The sequence below is a fragment of the Paenibacillus arenosi genome (assembly GCF_014841135.1).
Taxonomy (GTDB): Bacteria; Bacillota; Bacilli; order Paenibacillales; family Paenibacillaceae; genus Paenibacillus_B; species Paenibacillus_B arenosi.
Genome location: NZ_JACYTN010000010.1, coordinates 38,936 through 62,731 on the forward strand (window position 1 = coordinate 38,936; position 23,796 = coordinate 62,731).

The window sequence follows — 23,796 nt, forward strand, 5'->3', positions numbered from 1 at the left end:
TTACAATCCATCAATGAAATAATTTTATTGTGAAAAGTACGACTTGTTCAGCGAATCTTTATTTTTTCAGATTACCCATGCTTTACTTTATGTTGATTTAAAAGCACGAAAGAAGCTGCCTTGACAAAAATCAAGACAGCCTCTGCTCTTTGTCAATAACGAATTAACGAATAAATCAGATGAACGATCATTCCCCTGCTTCAGCTTTCAGCGGGCACAGGCTGTTCCTTCGCCGAGTTTGGCTTCACAGGTTTGCGAATCGTAGCAGCGGCATCACTGTCTCGAATAAGCATCGCTATGCATGCTCCTAGAAGCAGGAACCCGGCTGCTACTAGCAATGCAACGCGATAAGCCATTAGATTCGGCTCAACCTGCCCTACAGCGTTCACCGTACTTGTGCCGATGAATGCTAGCGTTCCAGAGAGAATGGCAAGCCCCAACGCAGGTCCAAGTCTGCCCTGCATCGCAAACCAAGTCGTTGCGCGTCCCATCGATACTGGAGGAATCGTTGCAAAGGCAGCGATTTGTACGGAGCCCACTGTTTGGCCGAGGAAAATACCTACTCCAAACAATAATCCACGAATAAACCATGGATTCGTATTCGCATCTACCGTACTAAGCGTAATGAATATAAGCGCTGTTACTACAAAGCCCATGACCATGACACGCTTCGGGCCAAGCCTTGGATACGTCCACGGTACTAACTGAGAAGCAATCATAAGCCCGATTGCCTCTGGAAACGTCGTTAATCCCGTCTCTAATGCAGAGGCATTCAGCGCATTTTGATACATCAGTGGAAACACGTACAGCATCCCAAGCAAGCCTGCTGACGCACAAATGGAAACAAGTCCCGTTGTGCGGAACAAATGATTGCCCAGCAGCCGCAAATCCAATAGCGGCTGACTAACCTTTAGTTCTACTTTAACCAGCAGAGCTAACAGTACGATTCCAATTGCTCCAGCCCCCCATACTGCTGGTGAACTCCAACCCTGGATTGGTCCTTGGGTAAGAGCATACATCACAAGGGCAAGACCTGGTGCAGATAAAAGAAACCCTGGCACATCTAACTTTCCGACATTCGGCTGCTTATTCTCCTTCAGCCAGAACAGCCCGAACAATAATGCTGGAATACCGATGGGCAAATTCACATAGAAAATCCAACGCCAAGTGAAATGCTCGACTAGCATTCCGCTTACTATAGGCCCAACCGCAGGAGCTATCGCGATTGGCAGTATGAGTGAGCGGGATACTTTCGCTCGCTCTTCCGGTGGAAAGGTGCGGAATAACATCGCCATCCCTACTGGCGTGAGCAAACCTCCCCCGATTCCTTGAATGACGCGGAATATCGTCAGTGTCGTTAAATTTTGCGCAAAGCTGCACAATGCTGAGGCTCCAGTGAAAATGGCGAGCGCAAGTAAGAACGTTCGCTTCGTCCCCCACTTGTCGCCAAGCCAACCCGCCATCGGTAGGACGATGGCGAGACTGACTAAATAGCCGACATTCAAAATCCCAGATGCAGCTGGCGGAACATCAAGCTCTTGGCTTATCGTCTGGAGCGCTACGTTAAGTACGGTCGCATCCATCGCCACCACAAACATCGCGGCGACATAGACGATGCACATTACTTTACGCGGGTTTAACCACGCGCTCATTGCTAACTTCCTGCAACTTGCTCTTCCTTCGCATACAAACTGCGCGGCCGCAAGTCAACCCAATTCTCATTAATATAGGCTACGCATTCCTCGCGTGTCTTTGGCCCAAGCACTTGACTCCAACCATTTGGCACGACCGCGAAAGCTGGCCAGAGCGAATATTGCCTTTCGTCATTGATTAATACAAGATAAGTTCCGTCCACTTGCTCAAATGGATTACTCATAGATCAATTCACTCCCTTTCGAAGGTGTCTGTCTTGTTTGTGAAGCCGCCTCAAGCTTGCTAAAAATAACTTTTCCGATATAGTCAAGCGGTCCTGGCTGACATAAATCTTTATGGCGACACTCGATATCATGACGCTCTATCTTCCCTCCTAAATACGGGAGCCACATTTCCGGATCAATTGGCTCGAACCAATCAGGAATAATCGTCGAGTGGAAGAACAGCATATCGCCCTCGAACTTTTTAGGAACGAACGCTTTTAGCAGTTGTACAGAATTCTCATAGGTCGTCTTCAAATTCAAAATCGTCTCAATCTCAAGTGACGCCAACGCACTGCTTTCATTACGTAATAGCTCAAGTGCACCAGTGATCGTTAGCGGCTCGCCTCCCAGCTTTTCTTCAATCAGCTCTCTATCAAATCCACCGAGCGCAAGCAGCGCTGTCAATGCCTCATCTTCATCGGGTACATCTTTGATCGGTAAGTAATGACTTGGGAATGCGTCAAGAATAGCGAGCAATTCGATTTCTTCTCCCGCTTCTTGCAGTTGCACCGCGATAGCTTGCGCCACGTTGCCACCTAGTGACCAACCAAGCACGCGATAAGGACCCTTAGGCTGAACACTGCGAATATGAGCAATGTAGTCCGCTGTCATTTCTTCCAATGACTGTGGCCGTGCTTCATCTTGAGCAATCCCGCGTGCTTGCAAGCCATATATCGGATAATTCATACCGAGATGTTTCATTAAACCTGCGTAGCACCAACTTAGGCCACCAGCAGGATGCACGCAGAACAACGGGATTTGATCGCCATGTGAACGCAATGGGAGAAGGATTTGCAGAGCACTGTTGCCACCGCTCATTTCCAACTTATCAATAAGTCCTGCTACCGTAGGCGCTTCGAACAGCACAGCAATGCTAAGCTCTTTCCCTAATGCTTCACGTACTCGGCTAATAAGCCGAACCGCCAACAAGGAGTGTCCACCGAGCTCAAAGAAACTATCGTCGATACTTACTCGCTTGACGTTCAAAATCTCAGCAAACAGTTCGCACATGACTTCTTCCTGCGGTGTTCTTGGATTACGACCATCTGTGTCCAATGTCACATCTGGAGCTGGAAGTGCTTTTCGATCTAATTTACCGTTCGTCGTCAAAGGCAGCTTGTCCATAAATATGAATGCCCACGGAACCATGTAATCCGGTAGTGACGCGGCTGCAAATCTCCTCAGCTCAGCTGTATCAACAGTCTCATTAGACTCGCTAACCACATAAGCAGCTAAGCGCTTGTCACCGGGCTGATCTTCTCGCACAATGACCGCTACCTGAGCAACCTCTGGATGGCGAATTAGAACCGATTCAATCTCGCCAAGCTCAATACGGAAACCACGTATTTTCACCTGATGATCCGATCGTCCTAAATAATCTAATGATCCGTCTGCAAGCCGCTTCGCTAAATCGCCTGTGCGATACATTCTAGTTCCCGGTGGACCATATGGATCTGCTACGAATCGATCAGCCGTCAAGTCAGGGCGCCCCCAATATCCGCGCGCCAAACCTGCACCTGCCACATACATCTCTCCGATTACGCCGCAAGGAACTGGCTGCAGCTTATTATCCAGTACGTACACTCTAAGATCAGGTATCGGCACGCCGATAATACTACTCGCCCCTGGAACCGCACTGTATTGGTTCAGTTCGATATAACTAACATGGACGGTCGTCTCTGTAATACCATACATATTAATTAAGCGTGGTGCATCGTCAGCATGACGGCTGTACCAATCCTCTAATCTACCAAGCTCCAATGCTTCTCCACCGAATACAACATAGCGCAGTTTCAGCTTCTGTCCCAGATCAGGTTGTTCACGATCTGCCTGCATCAATTGATAAAAAGCAGACGGCGTTTGGTTCAGTACCGTTACACCTTCCTCCACCATCAAGCTCAGCATTTCATCCGGTGCTCTACTTATGCGATGAGGGACGACGACAAGACGCCCACCATACAGCAATGGTCCCCATATTTCCCATACTGAGAAATCGAACGCATAGGAATGGAACAACGTCCATACATCCGTGTCATCAAAATGGAACCAATGCTCTGTCGAAACAAATAAGCGCACAACGTTTTGATGAGGTACGAGCACACCTTTCGGTTTTCCTGTGGAACCTGAAGTGTAAATAATATAAGCAGCACTCAACGGCATGAGTATACCGTTACGCTCGCTGTTCGTTGGATTCTCATTTGAATAACGCTGTAGACGTACAGCTACTTCTAAATCATCCACAACAATGCGCGGCAAGCTCGACGTATTAGGGATTTGATCACTAACATGAGTGCTTGTAACCAGACACGCAGGACAGGAATGCTCCATCATGTAAATAAGTCGATCTTCTGGATAATCCGGATCCAGTGACAAGTAAGCAGCTCCGGCTTTGAGTACTGCTAGTATGCCGACGACCATCTCAATCGATCTCGGCAGTGCCAAGGCAACAATTTGCTCTGTACGTACTCCTGTCTCGATTAGTAGACGAGCAAGTCGGTTAGCGCGGTCATTCAGCTCTTTATAGGACAGGGATACTCCTTCGTAAACGATAGCTGTCGCCTGTGGAGTACGAGCAACTTGGGCTTCGAACATATCTGGAATCGTCGTCTGCTCCGTAACAGGCAATGGTGTACTCCATTGTTGAAGCAGATCATCACGCTCTTGAACGGTCAATATATCAAGTTTGCTTATTGGTTTGCTCGGCTCACTGACCGCACTTTGCAATACTCGCATATAACGTTCAGTCATCGCCTCAGCCGTACTTCGCTTGAATAAATCCGTACTGAATTCGATTAAGCCGTCCACTCCATCTGGAGCCCCATGTGCATCGCGGCGCTCTGTCAGTTCCAGCGTTAAGTCAAACTTCGCTGTGCCTACGCTCTGCAATTGCAACCTTGCCTGCACGCCAGGCAGCTTAAGCTCAGCGTCTGGTGTATTTTGCAGAACAAGCATCACTTGGAATAGCGGGTGTCTCGAACGAGAACGAGGTGGATTCAATGCCTCTACTAGTCGTTCAAATGGCACATCTTGATGCTCAAAGGCTGACAAACTCATCTCACGCACTCGTTTGAGAAGCTCATCGAAATGTGGGTCACCTGACGTATCGACACGGAACACAAGCGTGTTAATGAAGAAACCGATCAGATTGTCCACATTGTCATCGTTACGACCCGATATTGGACTACCAATAGGAATATCCGTTCCTGCACCAAGATTCGTGAATAAAGTCGCTAATGCGGATTGGAACACCATAAACAAAGTGGCACGATTGCTGCGAGCAAGTTCATTCAACTGTCGATGCATGTTGCGATCGATATGGAATGCTACCGTATCACCTTGATAGCTAGCAACATTAGGACGCGGATAGTCCGTTGGAAGCTCTAGCTCCTCAGGCAAATAACGAAGCTCATTCGTCCAATAATCCAGCTGACGAGCGATAAGGCTATCATCATTTGAGCTACCAAGCAGCTCATCCTGCCATATTGCATAATCTGCGTACTGCACGGACAACTGCGGCAATACAGGGGCCTTGCCTTCACAACGTGCCGTATAAGCCACGGACAGCTCTCGCGTCATTGGAGTGAGCGACCAGCCATCACCTGCAATATGATGCAACAGCAGCAGAAGTACATGCTCCGTATCATTTAATTTGAATAGCTCGACACGCAGCGGTGTTTCTGTTGCGAGTTCGAAGCTGTATCTGACTGATTCCATCAACTGCTCTGACAACTCTTCCTCACTCGTTACGGTTACGCGGACCTCAGGAACAGCCCGTTTAGCATCTAAGATGAGCTGTCTTGATGCGCCCATCTCATCAGGGAAGACAGTTCTCAGTACTTCATGTCTAGCAACAACATCACCGAGCGCGGCTTGCAATGCATCCAGCTTAATCTCGCCTGACAAACGCGCCACGAGCGGGATATTATATGTCGGGCTTGGACCTTCCAAACGATACAAGAACCATAACCGCTGCTGGGCAAAGGATAATGGAATTTGATCAGGTCTCACAGCAGGACGTATAGCAGGTCTCGCTGCCTGGGCATGATCAAGCAGTTTGGCCAAATCGGCTACCGTTGTTGCCTCAAAGAGTCTGCCAATGCTCATCTCCACGTTAAATGCTTCGCGGACTCGAACCATGACTCTCCCAGCAAGCAGCGAATGCCCACCAAGCGCAAAGAAATCATCGTCAATGGTGATGCGCGGTATTTCCAGTACTTCTTGGAAAATCGTACAAAGCATTTCCTCCTGAGGAGTACGCGGAGTACGTCCCACCGTCATTAAGCTCGGATCAGGAGCAGGCAGTGCTTTGCGATCCACTTTCTTATTCGGTGTCATCGGCAGCACATCGAGCATGACGATAACGGATGGAACCATATATTCCGCCAGTTTACCTGCTGCAAAACGACGAAGCTCGTTCGCGTCTACAGCGTTCGCACAATCAGCACGCATCACAACGTAAGCTACTAATCTACGATCACCGATTCGATCCTCACGTACGATGACAGTAGCCTGTTCGACATCAGGATGGTCGATCAGGACAGATTCAATCTCTCCCGTCTCAATACGGAAGCCTCGCAGCTTGATCTGATGATCTGCACGCCCCAAATAATCGATCCAGCCGTTATTCATCCATCTGGCAAGATCTCCAGTTCGGTACATTCGTGAACCTGGTGCGCCGAATGGATCAGCAACGAATCGATCAGCCGTCAAGTCAGGTCGACCTATATAACCTCTGCCTAGACCAGACCCTGCTATATACAGCTCACCTGTTACACCCGGCGGTACAGGCGATAATGACGAATCGAGCACATATAACTTCGTATTCCCAATCGGCTCACCAATCGATGGCTTTTCACGCTCACGATCCAATAAAGCAGCCGTTGAGTAGATCGTCGTTTCTGTCGGGCCATATTGATTGTTTACTTCACAATTCAATTCTTGCAGCGCAAGCTTAAGCCCAATTGGCAGTGCTTCTCCACCTGTAATTACCTTCAACTGCTCAAACTTCTCAGGTTGACTCGAAGCAATCGCCTGCCACAGCGTTGGAGTGGCTTGCATAATCGTCGTGCCCGTCTCCCTAATTCTGCTTATTAAAGCAGGTGTATCTAGAATGGTATCCTTTAATACGATATCAAGTGTCGACCCACATATAAGCGGCAGCAATACTTCCATAACCGATATATCAAACGAAATCGTCGTAACAGACAACCAGCGATCCTGCTCACCAATCGCGATACGCCCACGCATGTCAAACAGCAAGTTAGCGAGACCTTCAAACGTCAACATGACTCCTTTTGGTCGTCCTGTCGAACCTGAAGTATAAATAACATAGGATGGGTGAAGCGGCGACAATTGCGCCGTACGGTCAGCTGCTACTGGATTTACAACAGATTGTGCCGCTAGTGTAAGAATCATGGCAGGATCATCTAGCATGACAATAGCATCAGATGGAATGACATCCACGAAGCTCGAAGCCATCTCCTGTGAAGTGATTAGGCACATCGGCTTCGCATCTTCCACCATATACATGATTCGTTCGGTTGGATAATCAGGATCAACTGGTAAATAAGCTGCCCCCGCCTTATGCACGGCTAAAATAGAAATAATCATATCAACCGAGCGTGGCAAGGATAGAGCTACGATTTGATCAGGCCCTACACCTCTGCTAATAAGCATATGAGCAAGACGATTTGCTTGTTTGTTCAATTCTTCATAGGTAAGAACGGTTTCTTCACAAATGACCGCGATGGCCTGCGAAGTGCGAGCCACTTGTTCCTCAAACCATTCAGACACACTCGATGAAGGAAGAATTTGAGTCGTATCATTCCACGCATATAACACTTTATCCCGTTCTTCAGGCAAAATAATAGATAGACGCCCAACTGGTTCAGCAAGATTAACTTCTGCAATAGCGTTAAGCAAATACAAGAAACGCTGTAAATGCGATTGCACTTCAGCTTCACTGTATATCGCTGGATTTGCATCTACACTAATGCTAATTCCCTTGCCATCCAAGCTTCCGTGTACATTAAATGTCAGATCGTCTACCGGTCCAGCAGCAACATTGCGTACTACGCCTGTATGCCCTCCAAAACTCAATTGTTCTACAAACGGCATGACATTAATAAGTGGTCCGAATAGCCTGCGATTATCACCTAGTAGTTTCAAATCCCGTCGTATGTCCTGATGTCTATAGCGTTGATGTCTTCTAATACTGCGTATTTCTCGGGTTACTTGCTGTAACAATCCCTCTAAGCTCATCACTGGTGACACGTTAATCCGAAGCGGGAGCAAGTTCATAACCATACTTGGAACACGTAAGGAAGAAGAGCCCAAGCGACACATCACAGGCAACCCTAGTACAACATCACTAGTACCCGTCATGCGATGTACATAAAGTGCAGCAGCCGCAACCATGACATCCGGCCAACTTGTCCCCGATAATTGTGCCGATTCCTGCCAGTGCTGCAGCAGCCCCTCTGGAAGCTCCGCTGATCGACGCAAGAAGCTTCGTGCTGTTAATTGTGCGTGTCCTCCTAAGCTTACAACCTCAGGCTCATCAGAAAAGCGATCTTGCCAGAACGCACGGTCTTTCTCATACTGCTCCGAATGCTGATAGGCGATATCTTCTTCCAAGCTCAAGCGATAGGAGCCAAAGCCACCTTCGACCAGAGATTCCCCGCTTACGAAGCCCGAGTAGATTTGTGCGACTCTTCGCATAAGGAGCGAAACAGCAAAGCCATCGATTACAATATGATGAATGCGCTGATACCAATAATATCGATCAGCTGCTATTTTAAAGAGCGCTTCCGTAAACAAAGGTCCTACGCCCAAGTTAATAGCTGTCGCGACATCGTGCTCCATCCATGTTTGTGCAGTTTGATGTGGATCAGCTTGCCCGCTTACATCAATGACATGAAACTGCCAATCGGATGATGAATCGATAAACTGCCAAGGTCCATCCGCATCTTCTCCAAAGCGAACATGCAATGCTTCTGCTTCCATGACGGTTTGACGTACCGCTGCCTCGAACCGAATCGGATCAATAGCTCCGTGAATCTCCACACATTCTGCAGTATTGAATATCGGATTGCTCGGATCAATCTGCTGTGCGAACCAAATGCCTGCCTGTGCGCCAGACAGGGGCCAACGTTCCCTCTTCTGTTCCAGCATAGAGTTATCTCCTTTACACGGTATAGTAATCATAATTAGGAAGCGGCATATTCATTTTCTGCGACAATAGCTTCCACCAGCTAGCCAAGGTAGGCTGCTCCGCTAGTTCCACAAAACTGATAGGGATACCAGCACGACGCCAACGCTCAGCCAAACTCATCATTCGAATCGAATCTAGACCCCAATATTCAATTAAATTATCATCAACACCGATATTAGAAGGCTCTTCCTGTAACAGTGCTGCCACGTCCGCTTGCAGCGAATGCTCAGAAATAAGACTGTTTTCAACTTGGGAAACAGGTTGACCCGGCTCTTTAACACCTGTACGTACCGCCACGCTTGGCGCATCCATGCACTCTGCAGAAGCAGCAACCTGCGCTCGACTTGTAGATAAGATAAGACGATCTGTCGTAATCGTAACCGCACAGCGTTCCGCAGCATAAGTAAGTGCCATGCGATGCTTCTCTTCTGAAAAATCAGCAAGCGCATCGGCGATAAAGAACGGTTGAATATCCTGCATAAATGCTTCACAAGCCGTAAGCAAGCATCCAATATGTGCATATATTCCGCATATCATAAGCTGATCGCGACCTTGCTCGCGCATCAGTTCGGTCAAATTTGTCTTTTGAAATGCACTATATCTCCATTTCGTGAGCAAAATATCTTGTTCACTTGGAGCAACTGCATCCACAAACTTCTTCTGATAAGGACCATCATTAATGCCAGAACCCCAGAAATCTTGCAGCAATCCGCGCTGTTCAATTGTCTGGCCGCCCGGTTGCGCCGAATACACAACTGGGATTCCCTGCTCCGCGCAGTAGGCTTTCAACTTCTGAATATTCGCGATTAGTTCCACCACAGGCGATTGCTCAGGTGTAAAGGCATCTATGAAATATTGCTGCATGTCATGAATAAGTAATACCGCACGATTAGAATCTACGGTCCAAGCAACCTTATTTTTAGGCAGCTCACTTTCTAAAGGCATTGGATAAGGCAATATAGTAGGAAGAGCCATCAAATCTCCTCATTTCTGCAGTATATTGAATAAGTCATGTAATAGATTATTTTCGAGCTAGGTATCAATGTGTTAAGACGTTCTGTTTGGCGGCTATGAACTCACGCAAACTCTTTTTGCTTACTTTACCTACTCCCGTTTGAGGGAACTCGTCCATAAATTCTACCCGATCAGGTATTTTATAAGCGGCAAGTCCTCTTTGCCTAAGGAATACTTTAAGCTCGTTACCTGTCACTGCTGTATCGTGAGTAATAATGAAGGCACAGGTTCGCTCACCAAGAAACTCATCGGGCATAGCAACGACAGCCGCATCATGCACAGCTGGATGAGCAAGCAAGTGATTCTCAACTTCCTCAGCTGCTACTTTATCGCCACCTCGATTAATTTGGTCTTTGGACCGCCCTTCAATTACTAAATAACCTTCAGGAGTCATACTAGCTAAGTCACCTGTGCGATAAAATCCATCTGCGGTAAAGGCTTTCTCATTATGTTTCTCTGCCTTATAGTAGCCTCGTATCGTATAGGGACCACGTGTCAACAACTCGCCTACTTCACCGATTGCAACTTCGTTATCATCTTCATCTACGATCCGCACTTCATCATAAGGGGACATAGGGCGTCCTTGCGTATTTATAGTAATTTCGTGTGAATCATGTAAACGCGTATAGTTAACAAGACCTTCAGCCATGCCATATACTTGCTGCAGCTTGCAGCCCATTACAGAACTGACTCGCTTGGCTAATTCCGAACTGAACTTGGCGCCGCCCACTTGAAGGACTTCAAGCTTCGATAGTTCATGGCGACGAGTTTCCGCCGCATCAAGCCACACAATCGCAAGCGGAGGGACGAGCGCCGTAATCGTCACGCCCTCGTTGGCGATAAGTGGAAACGCCACATCTGGACTTGCCCTCCGAGCGAGTACAACCTTTCCTCCCGCATACAAAGTTCCTAGCACACCTGGTGAACTGAGCGGGAAATTATGCGCAGTAGGCAGTACAGCCAAATATACGCTGTCCTTGCTGAGCTCACAAATTTCCGCACTCATGCGCAAACTGTACATATAGTCATCATGCGTTCGCGGGATAAGCTTAGGCAGCCCCGTCGTTCCTCCTGACAGCTGAAGAAATGCGACGTCACTCGATTGGGGACCTTCAGGCTCCCCATCTTGCAGCTCCTCTCCCTTGTCGATATACAGATTATGCATGGCATGGAACTCGTCCGAACTCGGTTCACCTGCAACAATGACATGGCGCAGACCTGGAACTGCTTTTTTCACTTTGGCTGCCAGTTCGCAATAGTCATAGCCCGCATCCTTGTCTGGGATGATATAAGCAGCTGCCTCACTGAATTCGCATAAGTAAACAATTTCATTTTCACGATGAACGGGCAAGGCAAATACAGGAAGCGCTCCAATACGAAACAAAGCAAATATCGCATCGAAAAATTGGGCAATGTTCGGCAATTGAACGATAACCCGATCCTGCTTCCTGATTCCTAATTGCCGAAACCCAGCGACTAAACGATCCACTCTATGATCAAGCTCTGCATAGCTCACTTTTTGATCACCGCAAACAACTGCGATATGCTCGCCAAGAGCTAATGCTCGCTGACTCAACATTTCTCCAAATGTGATCCCTTCCCAGCATCCGTTTTGACGATAACGCTCTGCATATTCTTCTGGCCATGTTGGGCACCCTGCCAGCATCATGTATCCCTCCTAGGTCCTAACGAGTACTTTTCGGTTCTTATTCATTCAAGCCCATTGCAGCCAGCATTGTGCGGAACTTAGCCGACGTTTCGGCAAGCTCTGATTCAGCACTAGAAGCTGCAACAATTCCCGCTCCCGCGTACACTTTCATCGATAGCCCTTCCGTATCCGCGCAACGAATGGTTACAGCCCATTCACCGTCACCATTCTCATCCGTCCATCCTACTGCACCTGTATAAAATCCACGATCAAATGGCTCGATCTCCTGAATAACGTCTCGAGCCAAGTCAGTAGGCGTGCCGCATATGGCTGGTGTTGGATGCATCGCCAAAGCAAGATCAAGTGATGTGATCGATTCGTCCTTCAATACCCCAGTTAATTCTGTAGAAAGATGCCACATTGCTTTCGTTTGTACAAGCGATGGTTCTGAAGGAACCTCCAATTTGCTACAATATGGTTCAAGCGCTTTTGCAACCGCTTCGATCACGATGGCATGCTCATATCGATCTTTTGTGGATGCCAATAATGCTGCGGCCCTCCGCTCATCTTCAATTGGATCATTACTGCGCGCAGCAGAGCCTGCTAATGGATTAGCCTTAATTTGAAGCCCCTTCTTCGTTACAAGTAGTTCAGGGCTAGCCCCAACTAGCGTTCTAGCTGATTCAGTTGAAACAGTACCAGAATTCGATGAAGATGATTGCTCAGGCACTAATGGGACGGCAAATGTATAACCATGGGAATGATAAAAAGCTAAATGAGCTAACAATTGGGGAATTTGCAAAGCTTGAGGTAAAGATATATGCAGCGTTCGGGAGAGCACTGCTTTTTGAAGCACACCTGCATGAAAGAGCTCCAACAATCGATTGACACCTTGCTTGAATTGTTCTGGCTCTGGGACAGGCTGTACTTGATAATTGGATATTTGCGGCCTTTCTGGTGCCCGATCTGATGCAAATTTCAGAGCATCATACATTTCGACGGCACCTGGTATAAACAGATGCGCTGGCTTGTTCGTATGAAAAGGTATAGCTCCTACGACGATCGATTGCGTTCGCCCTGCTCGTTTTGCTGTCTCCAGCAGTTCTGCTACGCGTTGTGGTAATGGTTTGGATTCAGAACCTGTCGGATAGGATAGTCTTGCATATTCACCTTGGGTTAACAATGTTTTGCGTGGTGAGGAGAAGAAGAAAGACGAGCCTGTTCGATATTGTTTAATCAGTTGTTCGGCATCAGCAACGGTTAGCGTTTCAACATTCAACATAATCAGAATCTCCTTCCTGTATGTGAAATTTATGAATTTATCATTTGGGGTAATATCGCGGTCTTTACCGAAATCAAACTACTTCGAAGACGTCGATTTACGTCAAGAGCCTAAAGTAGCGCCACCATCAACACAAACATCATGCATCGTAATATGTCCTGCGCGAGAAGAAAGGAGGAAGAGAACGGAATCTGCAATATCAGCAGGAGTTGCAATCTTGCCTAATGGTATGCCCACTCTATACGATTCCAAAGAGCCATCAATAATTGGCTGTGCTCCATTCTCATCTTTCCACAACAGACGCTGCATCTCTGTGTCCGTAGAGCCAGGCGATACTACATTGCATCGTATGTTGTCCTTGGCGTACTCCAATGCCAAGCACTTGGTGAACATTGTCGATGCCGCCTTGGATGCTACATAGGCAGACATTTGTGTACGAGGAACTTTTGAGGCATTCGAACTAACTGTCACGATAGCTCCGCATTTGCGGGCTGCCATACGTTGTACCACAGCTCGGGAAGTGTAAAATACGCCATTCGTGTTAACTGTAAAGTGCAATTGCCAGTCCTCGTCACTCAGTGACTCGATTGCTCCCATTCGCAGCACACCTGCCACATTTACCAAGATGTCAATTGGACCTAGATTTCGCTCAATTTGTTCGACAGCAGCCTCAACTTCAGAACTACTTCCTACATCTACAGTATAGGAGGACACGTTGGCCCCAATTCCTGTTAGATCAACGACGAGGCTGTGCAATCCAGCCTCGTTACGATCTACAGCCGCTATCCTTGCACCTTGTTCAGCAAGAGCCCGCACTACTGCTTCACCGATACCTTGAGCAGCACCAGTGACAAGTGCAACTTTCCCTTCCATGCATGGATAATTCACTGCTGAAACCTCCTTAATGTTCAGGATGCAAAGCAAATCGCAATGCTCGGGCGATCAGAACCGGCAGCACCGATACATGGCCCTCGCCTTCAAATTCCTTGTATTCCGCATGAACACCATAATCGGACAAAAATGCTAGCCGCTCAGAGAGCTGACATGCTTTCGCGCAATTGCCTGCTACATGCGTTTTTTCCAGCTCGCCCGCACCAAGCATCAAGCGTATGTGATGTGGCTCTTCCTTTACTCGAGCACTAAAGTTTTGTTCCAGCTCTTGCAAATATTCTTTATTCCAATGAATAGACGGGCTGCCTGCAATATAATATTGAAAGGCATGCGGCCTGCTAAACATGGCATACAAGGTGAATAACCCACCGAGCGAATGGCCAAATAACGCCTGCCGATTACGATCAATGTTGAATTCACTTTCGATTTGAGGCTTTACTTCTTCCTCTACAAATTTCAGGAATGCCTCAGCACCACCCTGTTCAGGCAAGGGCGATCCATCCGATTTGTTCAAAATACTCGTGTTCGGAAATGGCGTATAATCATAGAAACGATCAGGTGAGAACTGACTCTCTGTTTCATACCCTATTCCAACGATAACCGCAGGAACAACACCTGTTTTCTCTGGACGACGGCATTGCAAGCGTAAAGCTTCTACCATCGTGTTAAACACGCAATTTCCATCTAACATATAAATAACCGGGTATCCTGATGGTGGAGCTTCTCCCAGTGGTTGTGCCACAATAATGCGATATGTGCGCTGTTCAGCCTGCGAACGCATGACCCAATGCTCCGCACGAGGCAATTCCAATCTACGACGCATCATATCAATCGAAACCGTACGGTTGCTCATGATATCCTCCCTATTTGCTCGTTAGTAATCGAACCGTATCGTCAATAATCTTTTCATATGCAATAAGACCGCTTCCGAGCCAATGCTGATTATTAACTTCATATACATGACCATTTTTGACAGCTGGCATGCTCTTCCAAATATCGCTTGCCATCATCTCTGTCATGCGCTCTGTTCCTTGATCATAAGCATTGATGACAAATATGAAGTCCGCATCCAATTCGGGCAGTATTTCTAATGAAATATTGGCCGCTGTTTTGTTCTCAACGAGCTTGGACATACCAAGTCCCAAATCTTGATGCAACGCATATCCACAAAAATATTCGCCACCCATCAAACTGACGCCCCGAGGTGCAAAGCGGATAATCGCAACCTTTTTATCGCCAACCACGCTGCTCAGCTTGTCTTTCGCTTCACTCACTTTTTGCTTGTAAGCTTGTACAGCCTGTTCTGCTTCGTTAGACTTGCCAAGCAAATCTCCTAATGTAATTAGGGACTTCTCAATATCTCCAGCAGCATTCTTGAACACATAGGTCGGGGCAATTTTGGCATAATTCTCATACGCTCCGTTCTTGGCATATGACTCCGCATGCAAAACAATAAGATCAGGATTATGAGCCATTAATACTTCAGGTCCAGGAAGCCCTCCTGAGTGGTCAATCTTAGGTACATCCTTCAGCTGATCTTGCAAATAAAAATGTCCCAACTTTCCATTCGACCATTGCGCAACAGGGCTCACGCCCAATGCAACTAACGAATCTTCCATGTTCGGAGCAAAGACACTTTTCACCTCTGCTGGCAGCTTAACTTCATTGCCAAGTTCATCGGTTATCGTTCGCTCACTAGGCGCAGCACTTTGCTGCCCAGCAGGAGCAACTTCAGTAGTGGATGCATTCGAACTCGATTGCTTGGCAGATGCATCTTCTTTGCTTGGGCTATCTCCACAACCTGCCAGCAATCCAACTATAATTGCAGAGCACAAGATTACTGATACCCGTGTCCTCCAAGCATTCCTTCCTTTTGAAAAACTGTCCAACACCATTCATCTCCTCTTTGATAATAATTCTCAATTAAGTCGAGTATATATTAGGTACCAAACGATACACCATGGCTATTATCCAGAAGTGCATTTGGACAATCTCCTGTAAAGAGGAGCAACGCTTCATCAAGCATCCTGCTAATAGCTAGTGCAGAGTATTCAAACCAAGGATCAGAAGAAATCATATATACATTGCGATTCGCAACCGCTTTTAGCTTTCTCCATTCGGCAGAATGCTGCAATCCAAGCCAGTATCTACGAGAAGAAGCTTCTGGACATACCGCAATAAATATGCGATCCGGATTACACTGCAGCAGCTTCGTAATCGTAATCTGCTGATTGTTCCTAACGCTTATTCCATAAGTAGGTTCCAGCTGCAAGTCTTCGTAAAGTACCTCCTCTAAACCACGATTGCTGTACACATGAATGCTGGACCCAAATATGCGCAGCGTCAAAATACTCTCCTGACCCACTACTTGTTCAATTTGTGAGCGTGCATATTGAACTCGTTGTTCATACTGCTCGATCCACTGCTGTGCTTGCTCTTCTTTATTTAAAAACGCAGCTATCATCGTTAACTGCTCTCTCCATCCTGCGTGGGCTGGAACAATAAGTGACGGAGCGATATGCTCAAGCTTGCTAATTTCGTCTGCTGATAGATGATCCATTCCAATAATGGCATCAGGCTTGGCTTGAAACAGTTTATCTGCATTTTCTTCGAAATTACTATCGTGATATGGTGCGGTAAGCTTTAAGTGGGATTTAATCTCGGAGTGGTAAACATTGTAATAATATGGTGTCCATTTGGCATCGAGTGGTGCTACTACAGGCATTACGTTCAAAGGCAGCAACTGTCCAATAATGGAGGAAGAACAAGTCGCAATCACTCTGCGCGTATTTTTGGCAAAGTCAGATGGTGAAATGCCGACTTCTTTTTTAAATTTACGACTAAAGTAGAATTCATCTTTATATCCAACTTTGACTGCGATGTCACGCAGTAAACAGTCTGTTTCGGCTAAATATCGTTTCGCATGATTAATGCGGACGTTCGTAACATAATCCATTGTGCTTTGGCCAAATGTTTTTTTGAATAAATCAACAAAGTATTTCGGACACACATTAGCCATCTCTGCCAGCAATCCAATCGAAATTGGTTCATCAAAATGCTCATCGATAAATGCTTTTACTTCTATTAAACTCGTTTTTCGGCTGTCACCTGAAGCAATTGAGCTTCTGTCTAGTTGTAACTCTATTTGTGAACCCACGTAGAACCACCCCATCAATATAATCAATTGCACAGATAAAAAAGCGCATGTATAATAATTAATTGATAATGATTATCATTGTCGTTTTTAAACTACCATACTGCCTCTTTTTCGTCAATCTTCAACAGAACTTGTTTACACTCACACACTCCATGTAAGAAGAGAAAATCTCTTCCATTATCTTTCAAGCTCATACTCTCAACAAGGAACTTAATCACTAAGTATTTTCATAAGAAACGGAGTGATTTACGATGGAAAGTGCAATTGTAAGCGAAAAAAATCGGCAAACCCATTTTATACTGAATGAGAATGTGTGGAAGGTTATGTATCAGCTGTCTTGGCCAGCTATTATTGCCATGGTGCTCTACGGTTTAAATGCGGTTATTGCAGCTGTATTTGTCGGTCATTACATCGGTGAAACCGCACTTGCAGGTGTATCCGTCGCCTATCCCCTCACTCAACTTAGTACAGGATTAGGTTCATTAATTGGTGTCGGAGCAGGTTCCGTCCTTAGTATCGCCATCGGTCGCCAAGACCACGTCACGCAAGAACGCTTACTTGGAAATGTCAATTACATCACGATCATCATAACCGTCGTTTATACCGTGTTAGGACTAATCTTCTCTACTTCACTAATTAAGATGATGGGCGGAGAAGGAGAAGCACTCGCTCTTGGGGATAGCTATTTTAAAATTACAGTGCTCGGCTCGTTCTTCTGGATTTACGGTCTTGCCGCCAATATGATTGTTCGCGCAGAGGGAAAAATGAAGTCAGCCGCTGTCGTGATGGGAATTGGTCTTGCGGCAGATATATTATTTAATTATGTATTCGTTGCCCTGCTGGATCTCGGTGTTGAAGGCGCTGCATGGGCTACTAATATGGGAATGGCTGTTTATACCCTATTAGGTTGGATTTACTTTGTCCGTGGATATGCTTCTTTCAAAACAAAAGTATTTTCCTTTCATAGAGATATCGCAACGATGAAGTCCATCATTGGGCTTGGCATGTCTTCACTCATTATGATGCTGATGAATTTTGTGCAGGCCGTCGTTGTCTTCAATGCTCTTTCTAGACATGGTACCGTAATGGATATTGCCTTCTATGGTGTTGTTTTTCGCGTGTTTACGTTTTTGCTGACTCCTATTTTTGGCTTGATGAGGGCCTTACAGCCCGTCATTGGCATTAACTATGGGGCTGGTCAGTATGAGCGGGTCATTCGTGCTTACTATATATTTGCGCTTGCCTCCATGCTGCTGACTCTTCCTTTTTGGATTATTTCCATGATTGCACCAGAGTTTGTGCTTAGCTTTATGCTTCCAAACCAAGCCTTTAGTGCTGACAATCTATTGTACTTCCGTATTTATATGGCTATATTGCCAATGCTATCGATTCTATTCATGGCGATGACGTTCTTCCCTTCCATTGATAAAGGTAAACCGGCTGCTATGATCGGAATTGTAAGGCAAGTAATCTTCTATATTCCGGTCATGCTGATCTTACCTGAATTTATCGGTGTGTCAGGCATATATTGGGGCTCACTTGCCATAGATGCAATCATGGTACTGTGGATATTTATACTAATAAAGAAGGAATTCACGAGACTTCGTTCACAAGAAAAAGCAATCGCGGCTTCCTTGTAATTTTGAGTTTAGACTGGGAATGCTCATATCTTTATACAAACGTAAGTAAACGTAGCGATACCAAAAATTCACCTAGTGTCAAATCTCATTTCTCGCTATAATGAAACAATGAAAAAAGAACATATCGAAGAAATTCATTATATTAGAGCATTTGCCTTTCTCGCTGTTGTCCTGCAGCACTCCATCGGGCATTACATTTTTGTCCCTGAGGCTCATTTAGCAGACGGTGTTGCCTTCACCTTTTTACTGCTAATTTCTAAATTCGCCGTACCCATGTTTATTTTTATAACAGGACTCGTTCTATTTTATAATTACGATGGTCGACTGAATTACTGGACATTTATGAAGAAGCGGTTTAGCGACATTATCGTACCGTACTTATTTTGGTCTTTTATTTATTTGCTAATTCAAAATCATATGGACGTGCTATCTGCAATCAATAGGTTTGGAGAGGTATTTCTGACAGGTAAAGCATCCTACCATCTTTGGTATGTTATCATGATTATTCAGCTGTATATTACGTTCCCTATATCTCGCTTTATCATTATGCAAGCAAAGAGATGGATTCGTACACCACTTGCTGTCTATACAGCCTTCTCTATATTGGGAATCGTTTATATCCTATTAATGACGTACCCGATTCATGTAACGGCTGCGCGATGGAACATTCCATTGATTACACCTATTTTGACTAAATATGCGGATCGAAATGCACTTAACTTCTTCTATTACTTTGCTCTTGGCGCATTGGCCGGTCTGACGATTACACACTGGAGAGCATGGTTAAGCCGCCATGCTGGATGGATATATTCCTTGTTTATCGTGATGAGCGGTATTATGGCGTATCGTACCATTTCAAGCTTTGGACTTCTTCCAGCGTTGAAAACAGAATACAGCCAACTACTTCTGCTGCGACCTGTCACGGCGCTATTTTTGATAAGCTCCGTATTCGCTACTTATCTATTTTGCATGCGTGTAAGCAACATTGCGAACAGCCCCACGCGTCGTGTCGTTACGTTTATTAGTCACTATTCTTATGGTGCGTATCTCGTACATGCGTTTGTGCTGGGACTATCCTATTGGCTGCCTGACTATTTCTCTAGTTCTATAAATGTAACGCTGAGAACCATTATTGCCTTTGTGATCGCTTCGTTCTTATCTGTCATGTTAACTTATGTATTGTCCAAACTGCCTATGGGGCATATAATGACTGGCTTGAGAAGAGTGCAATCCAAAACTCCAAAAAGCAACTCTACTTCAGCAACGATGTAATCATACTTTCTAACTATATAAACGAGTGTAAGCGAGGAGCCAATTACAGCTTCCTCGCTTATTTTTTGCTGCTATTTACGTCTACTCCTGACGAACGAATTGAAGCAAATGAAAACGACGGGTTTCCCCGTCGCTCTCGATCATGTAAATAATAGTTTAGAATGCCTGCATACCAAGTGTATTCAACTTTTCACCTTGAATGTTAACGCCAGCACGACCCGTAATTTCGATGTAGTGAGCTACACGGCGGCCTACACGAACATCGGACTCATCGCGGTTACCTTCTTGTGCTCCATTAATAACCATGATTGTTGCACCGAAGCCAGGCACAAGTCCTTTAGCAAGCTGTGCTGCTGTCGGTACATAGTTGCCAACGATAATGTCATGGCAAGAAGGCTTAGGATCTTGCGGCGTCATCCAGAACAAAATAGCTGTCATAAAGCCAAGTCGTCCATCATCTGTAATTTTCTCAGGGTTATTCAGCAATACATTCTTATCCCCGAAAATAATGGAGCCGATCAAACCATAGTTGTAGTTCCAGCTCAACTGGATCGGACCACGACCATGATAAGATTTGCCTGCTACTGGTGGATAATCACTGTTGCTTTGCACATATCCAATTCCGCCTTGACCATTGACATATTTAACTTCTTCGTTAAAGAATAGTGCCCAGCTTAGTTCTCCACCTGGGGCTCCTGGCCAGCCTCCACCTGTTTCATGCGAAATATTTGCTAGGAAAGCAGCAAGCTCACGCTTACGGTTCACTTCCGTTCCTTCTTTTAAGAACGTACCGAAATCAATAATTCTGGAACGTGTTGGCTTACCGATGTTCCACTCTGCATTAAACTCTTTTTCTTCAAACAAGAGTGTTTCTGTCTTCGTAGTCTTGTCCAAACGCCAAATTTGCTTCGTCCAGTTGCTTGGTCCACGGTAGACTTCTTTATATTTGATATTCGCAACATCGCGAACAGCCGCAATCAAATTATCATAAGAATAGTAGTCTGTTTGTCCAGGTTTGTAATATGGCTTGCCTGCCGCTTTTTGATGCCATCCTGGCGTACCTGTACGCAATGGGAACAACGTTTCATACTCTGCTTTAGGAAGAGCAGCATTTACTGCTTGGGCCGCTTGATCTGGTGAATACTGTGGATCAATACCACCCCACGTTTGTTGAATTTGCTGATCTGTAATGACACGGCTTCCACCAACCGGGAGGAGTGGACCTTCACCAGTTCCAGTATTCGATGTTGTTGCAGAAAGAGCTGTACTTGCAGCTGAAGCATTGCCTGCCGCATCTAGCGCTTTAACGGTATAACTGTAAGCCGTATTAGCTGTCAAGCCATTGTCCGTATAGGAAGTTGTCGTCGAGGAACCTACTTTGACCGCATTTCTAAATATATCGTATTTGGCGACGCCAACATTATCGGTCGATGCAGTCCAAGACAATGTGAGGGATGTTGAAGTCGGGTTGGATGACACAAGTCCTGCTGGTACGCTTGGAGCTACTGTATCATTTCCACCGCCTGGGTTTGGCTCCGTGGTTACCAGTTTCCATACACTAGAAGTTTCGGGATTTTCGCCTTGCGTCCACCACTTCGCTTCATATGTTTTACCGTTATAACTTACTTTAGCGCCTGCAGTGTAAGCTGTGCTCGCATTCCAAGCAGGTGCCGTAACTTGAGCTACAGCGAAGGAATTGCTCGATGCTGCATACGCTGCTCCTCCTGCAACTGGAGTAGATACGATCATAGCTGCACCAAGTACTGCACTAATATTACGCACCATATTTTTACGTTGAGATGATTGTTTGTTCGATTTCATAATGAGCCTCCTCTACATTTTTGGTTTCTCTCCGCACATTCTAGATGGTTTCGTACAGAACAAAGCTGCGATACCTGCTGAAAAAGTCGAATGCTAGAATCTGATCGCCAATAAAAAAATAGAGCGCTTACAAAAAAATCTTAAAAAACGATTTAAAGCGTACGTTATATCCCCCATTTCCATATATTAGTCAACACTTGTATTATAATTTGATAGACGGCTCGTTGTCACTATTTAATTTTTTTGTAAACTGATGCATGTTCATAGTTTTGCTCTACTAAACGATTCGACAAGAAAAAAAGAGAATCTCATTCTACACGAAATGATCATACTCTCCGCTTGCCATAAATTCACCACTGTTTAAATCGCTGGCATGAACTTACATTTGAATAAATCCGCTATGCTTGAAGAACCATATTTGGTGAGGTGATCCAAATATGCCTAACCAATCTAATGCGCACGCAGCACAAGAGCAAGCCAATATTAGCAAACAGGTCGATGTCAATTTGTCGACATTGTCTGCGTTTTTTACAGACAACTCCAACTATAGGCACCGCATCTTGCAAATTTCGGATACAGAATCAGCCCTTGCCATATGCTATTTGGATATTCTAATCGACGAGAAACATTTGAACTCACAGCTGCTCCAACTGAATCTAGATGCGATAAACGAAGACACAGTCATGGAATGCTTGTCAACAATGGGTAGCGTACAGACATTTACTGATCATCAAGCTATCGCTACCTTCTTGTTTAACGCTGGCTTCATTTGCTTGGTGCAAGGTAAAGAAGAAGCGTACGGTATACCTATCCCAGGCTACCAAACACGCTCCATCGAAGAATCGAAAACAGAGCCTGTTGTGAGGGGGCCGAGAGAATCTTTTAATGAGCAAATTCAAACGAATCTTGCAATGATTTATCGACGATTAAAAACACCCTATTTAAAAACGAAAAAGTACACGATTGGCAGTAATAGCAATACGGAGGTTCAGGCTGTTTATTTACAACATCTTGTAGATAAAATGGTGCTCGCGGAGTTTGAACGACGAATCGGACAAGTCAAGCTGGATACGTTGATCGAAAGTGCTCAATTAGAAGAACAGATTCAAGATCATGTATTTACACCATTCCCACAAATCGCGATGACAGAGCGTCCTGATCGGATTGTCGCTGCATTAAATGAAGGTAGAATTGTTGTTTTGGTAGATGGGACACCTTCCGTCCTTATTATCCCTACGCTGTTCACGGACTTTTTACAGGCAAGTGAAGATTATTATGAGCGCTTTTATTTTGCAAATGTAACTAGAGCTTTACGGATTCTTGCGCTTGTCATTTCTTTATTAGGGCCTTCTTTGTACGTGGCGCTTACCACGTTCCATCAAGAAATGCTGCCGACTCCGCTGCTGCTAACGTTCAGTGCAGCCAAGTCTGGAGTCCCCTTCCCGACGTTTATTGAAGCGTTAATTATGGAGATTGCGTTCGAACTGCTTCGTGAGGCTGGCATTCGCCTGCCTCGTACGGTAGGACAGACGATTAGTATCGTAGGAGCGTTAGTTATCGGGGAAGCAGCGGTGCAGTCCGGTATCGTATCAAGACCGATGGTTATTGTCGTTGCTACGACAGGCATTGCTTCATTTGCGATTCCTGCGTTCAATGCGGCAATTGCTTTTCGGATTATGCGCTTTCCGATTATGTTTATTGCGGCCGCTACAGGTGTGTTTGGCATTGCCATTTGCAGTCTATTGCTTATTTTGCATGTAAGCTCACTACGTTCATTTGGAGCTCCTCTGTTGTCACCAGTTGCCCCGATGCATTGGAGAAGCTGGCTCAAGAACATATTTATTGTTCCTTACCAAGTAAGAGAATCGAGGGGCAGTGGCGCATCGCTTCCTGAATATCAAATGAATCAGTTAGACGAGTATTCGAAAAGTAAGGAGTAATA

14 protein-coding genes are annotated in these 23,796 nt (G+C 45.6%); 3 read left to right on the forward strand and 11 right to left on the reverse strand.

Annotation, left to right across the window (positions count from 1 at the left end; all coding sequences use genetic code 11):
- Positions 1–200: 200 nt before the first annotated feature.
- The 10 genes from IFO66_RS13575 to IFO66_RS13620 form a co-directional block, all read right to left on the reverse strand.
- On the reverse strand, positions 201–1,652 hold the full coding sequence (locus IFO66_RS13575; protein ID WP_192025666.1) for an MDR family MFS transporter: 1,452 nt from the start codon (positions 1,650–1,652) through the stop codon (positions 201–203).
- Positions 1,653–1,654: 2 nt separating this feature from the next.
- Positions 1,655–1,876, reverse strand: a complete 222-nt coding sequence (locus IFO66_RS13580; RefSeq protein WP_192025667.1) for an MbtH family protein — start codon at positions 1,874–1,876, stop codon at positions 1,655–1,657.
- Positions 1,869–9,089, reverse strand: a complete 7,221-nt coding sequence (locus IFO66_RS13585) for an amino acid adenylation domain-containing protein (protein WP_192025668.1) — start codon at positions 9,087–9,089, stop codon at positions 1,869–1,871. Before IFO66_RS13585 ends, IFO66_RS13580 begins: the two co-directional genes overlap by 8 nt.
- Positions 9,090–9,102: 13 nt before the next feature.
- Entirely contained in the window at positions 9,103–10,104 is a 1,002-nt protein-coding gene (locus tag IFO66_RS13590) for an isochorismatase family protein (protein ID WP_192025669.1), read from the reverse strand.
- 64 nt (positions 10,105–10,168) lie between these two features.
- Complete coding sequence (locus IFO66_RS13595; RefSeq protein WP_192025717.1) at positions 10,169–11,809, reverse strand: (2,3-dihydroxybenzoyl)adenylate synthase; 1,641 nt, start codon at positions 11,807–11,809, stop codon at positions 10,169–10,171.
- A gap of 40 nt (positions 11,810–11,849) precedes the next feature.
- Positions 11,850–13,073 carry an isochorismate synthase DhbC gene (gene dhbC, locus IFO66_RS13600; protein ID WP_192025670.1) on the reverse strand — a complete coding sequence of 408 codons (1,224 nt, stop codon included), beginning with the start codon at positions 13,071–13,073 and terminating at the stop codon, positions 11,850–11,852.
- Between the two features lie 102 nt (positions 13,074–13,175).
- Positions 13,176–13,946, reverse strand: a complete 771-nt coding sequence (locus IFO66_RS13605) for a 2,3-dihydro-2,3-dihydroxybenzoate dehydrogenase (protein WP_225445760.1) — start codon at positions 13,944–13,946, stop codon at positions 13,176–13,178.
- Positions 13,947–13,974: 28 nt separating this feature from the next.
- Entirely contained in the window at positions 13,975–14,817 is an 843-nt protein-coding gene (locus IFO66_RS13610) for an alpha/beta hydrolase (RefSeq protein WP_192025672.1), read from the reverse strand.
- 10 nt (positions 14,818–14,827) lie between these two features.
- Positions 14,828–15,859 (reverse strand): ABC transporter substrate-binding protein, encoded by a 1,032-nt coding sequence (locus tag IFO66_RS13615; protein WP_192025673.1) that lies wholly within the window; start codon positions 15,857–15,859, stop codon positions 14,828–14,830.
- A 44-nt stretch (positions 15,860–15,903) separates the two neighbouring features.
- Positions 15,904–17,121 carry an ABC transporter substrate-binding protein gene (locus IFO66_RS13620; RefSeq protein ID WP_337913053.1) on the reverse strand — a complete coding sequence of 406 codons (1,218 nt, stop codon included), beginning with the start codon at positions 17,119–17,121 and terminating at the stop codon, positions 15,904–15,906.
- A 251-nt stretch (positions 17,122–17,372) separates the two neighbouring features.
- On the opposite strand from IFO66_RS13620, the gene IFO66_RS13625 reads away from it, so the two are divergent.
- Positions 17,373–18,761, forward strand: a complete 1,389-nt coding sequence (locus IFO66_RS13625; RefSeq protein WP_192025675.1) for an MATE family efflux transporter — start codon at positions 17,373–17,375, stop codon at positions 18,759–18,761.
- Between the two features lie 108 nt (positions 18,762–18,869).
- Positions 18,870–20,033, forward strand: a complete 1,164-nt coding sequence (locus tag IFO66_RS13630; RefSeq protein ID WP_192025676.1) for an acyltransferase — start codon at positions 18,870–18,872, stop codon at positions 20,031–20,033.
- Between the two features lie 156 nt (positions 20,034–20,189).
- Here the strand turns inward: IFO66_RS13630 and IFO66_RS13635 are convergent, their stop codons facing one another.
- A complete protein-coding gene (locus IFO66_RS13635; RefSeq protein ID WP_192025677.1) occupies positions 20,190–21,854 on the reverse strand; it encodes a glycoside hydrolase family 19 protein in 1,665 nt (554 codons plus the stop codon).
- 437 nt (positions 21,855–22,291) lie between these two features.
- On the opposite strand from IFO66_RS13635, the gene IFO66_RS13640 reads away from it, so the two are divergent.
- Positions 22,292–23,794, forward strand: a complete 1,503-nt coding sequence (locus tag IFO66_RS13640) for a spore germination protein (protein WP_192025678.1) — start codon at positions 22,292–22,294, stop codon at positions 23,792–23,794.
- Positions 23,795–23,796 lie beyond the last annotated feature (2 nt).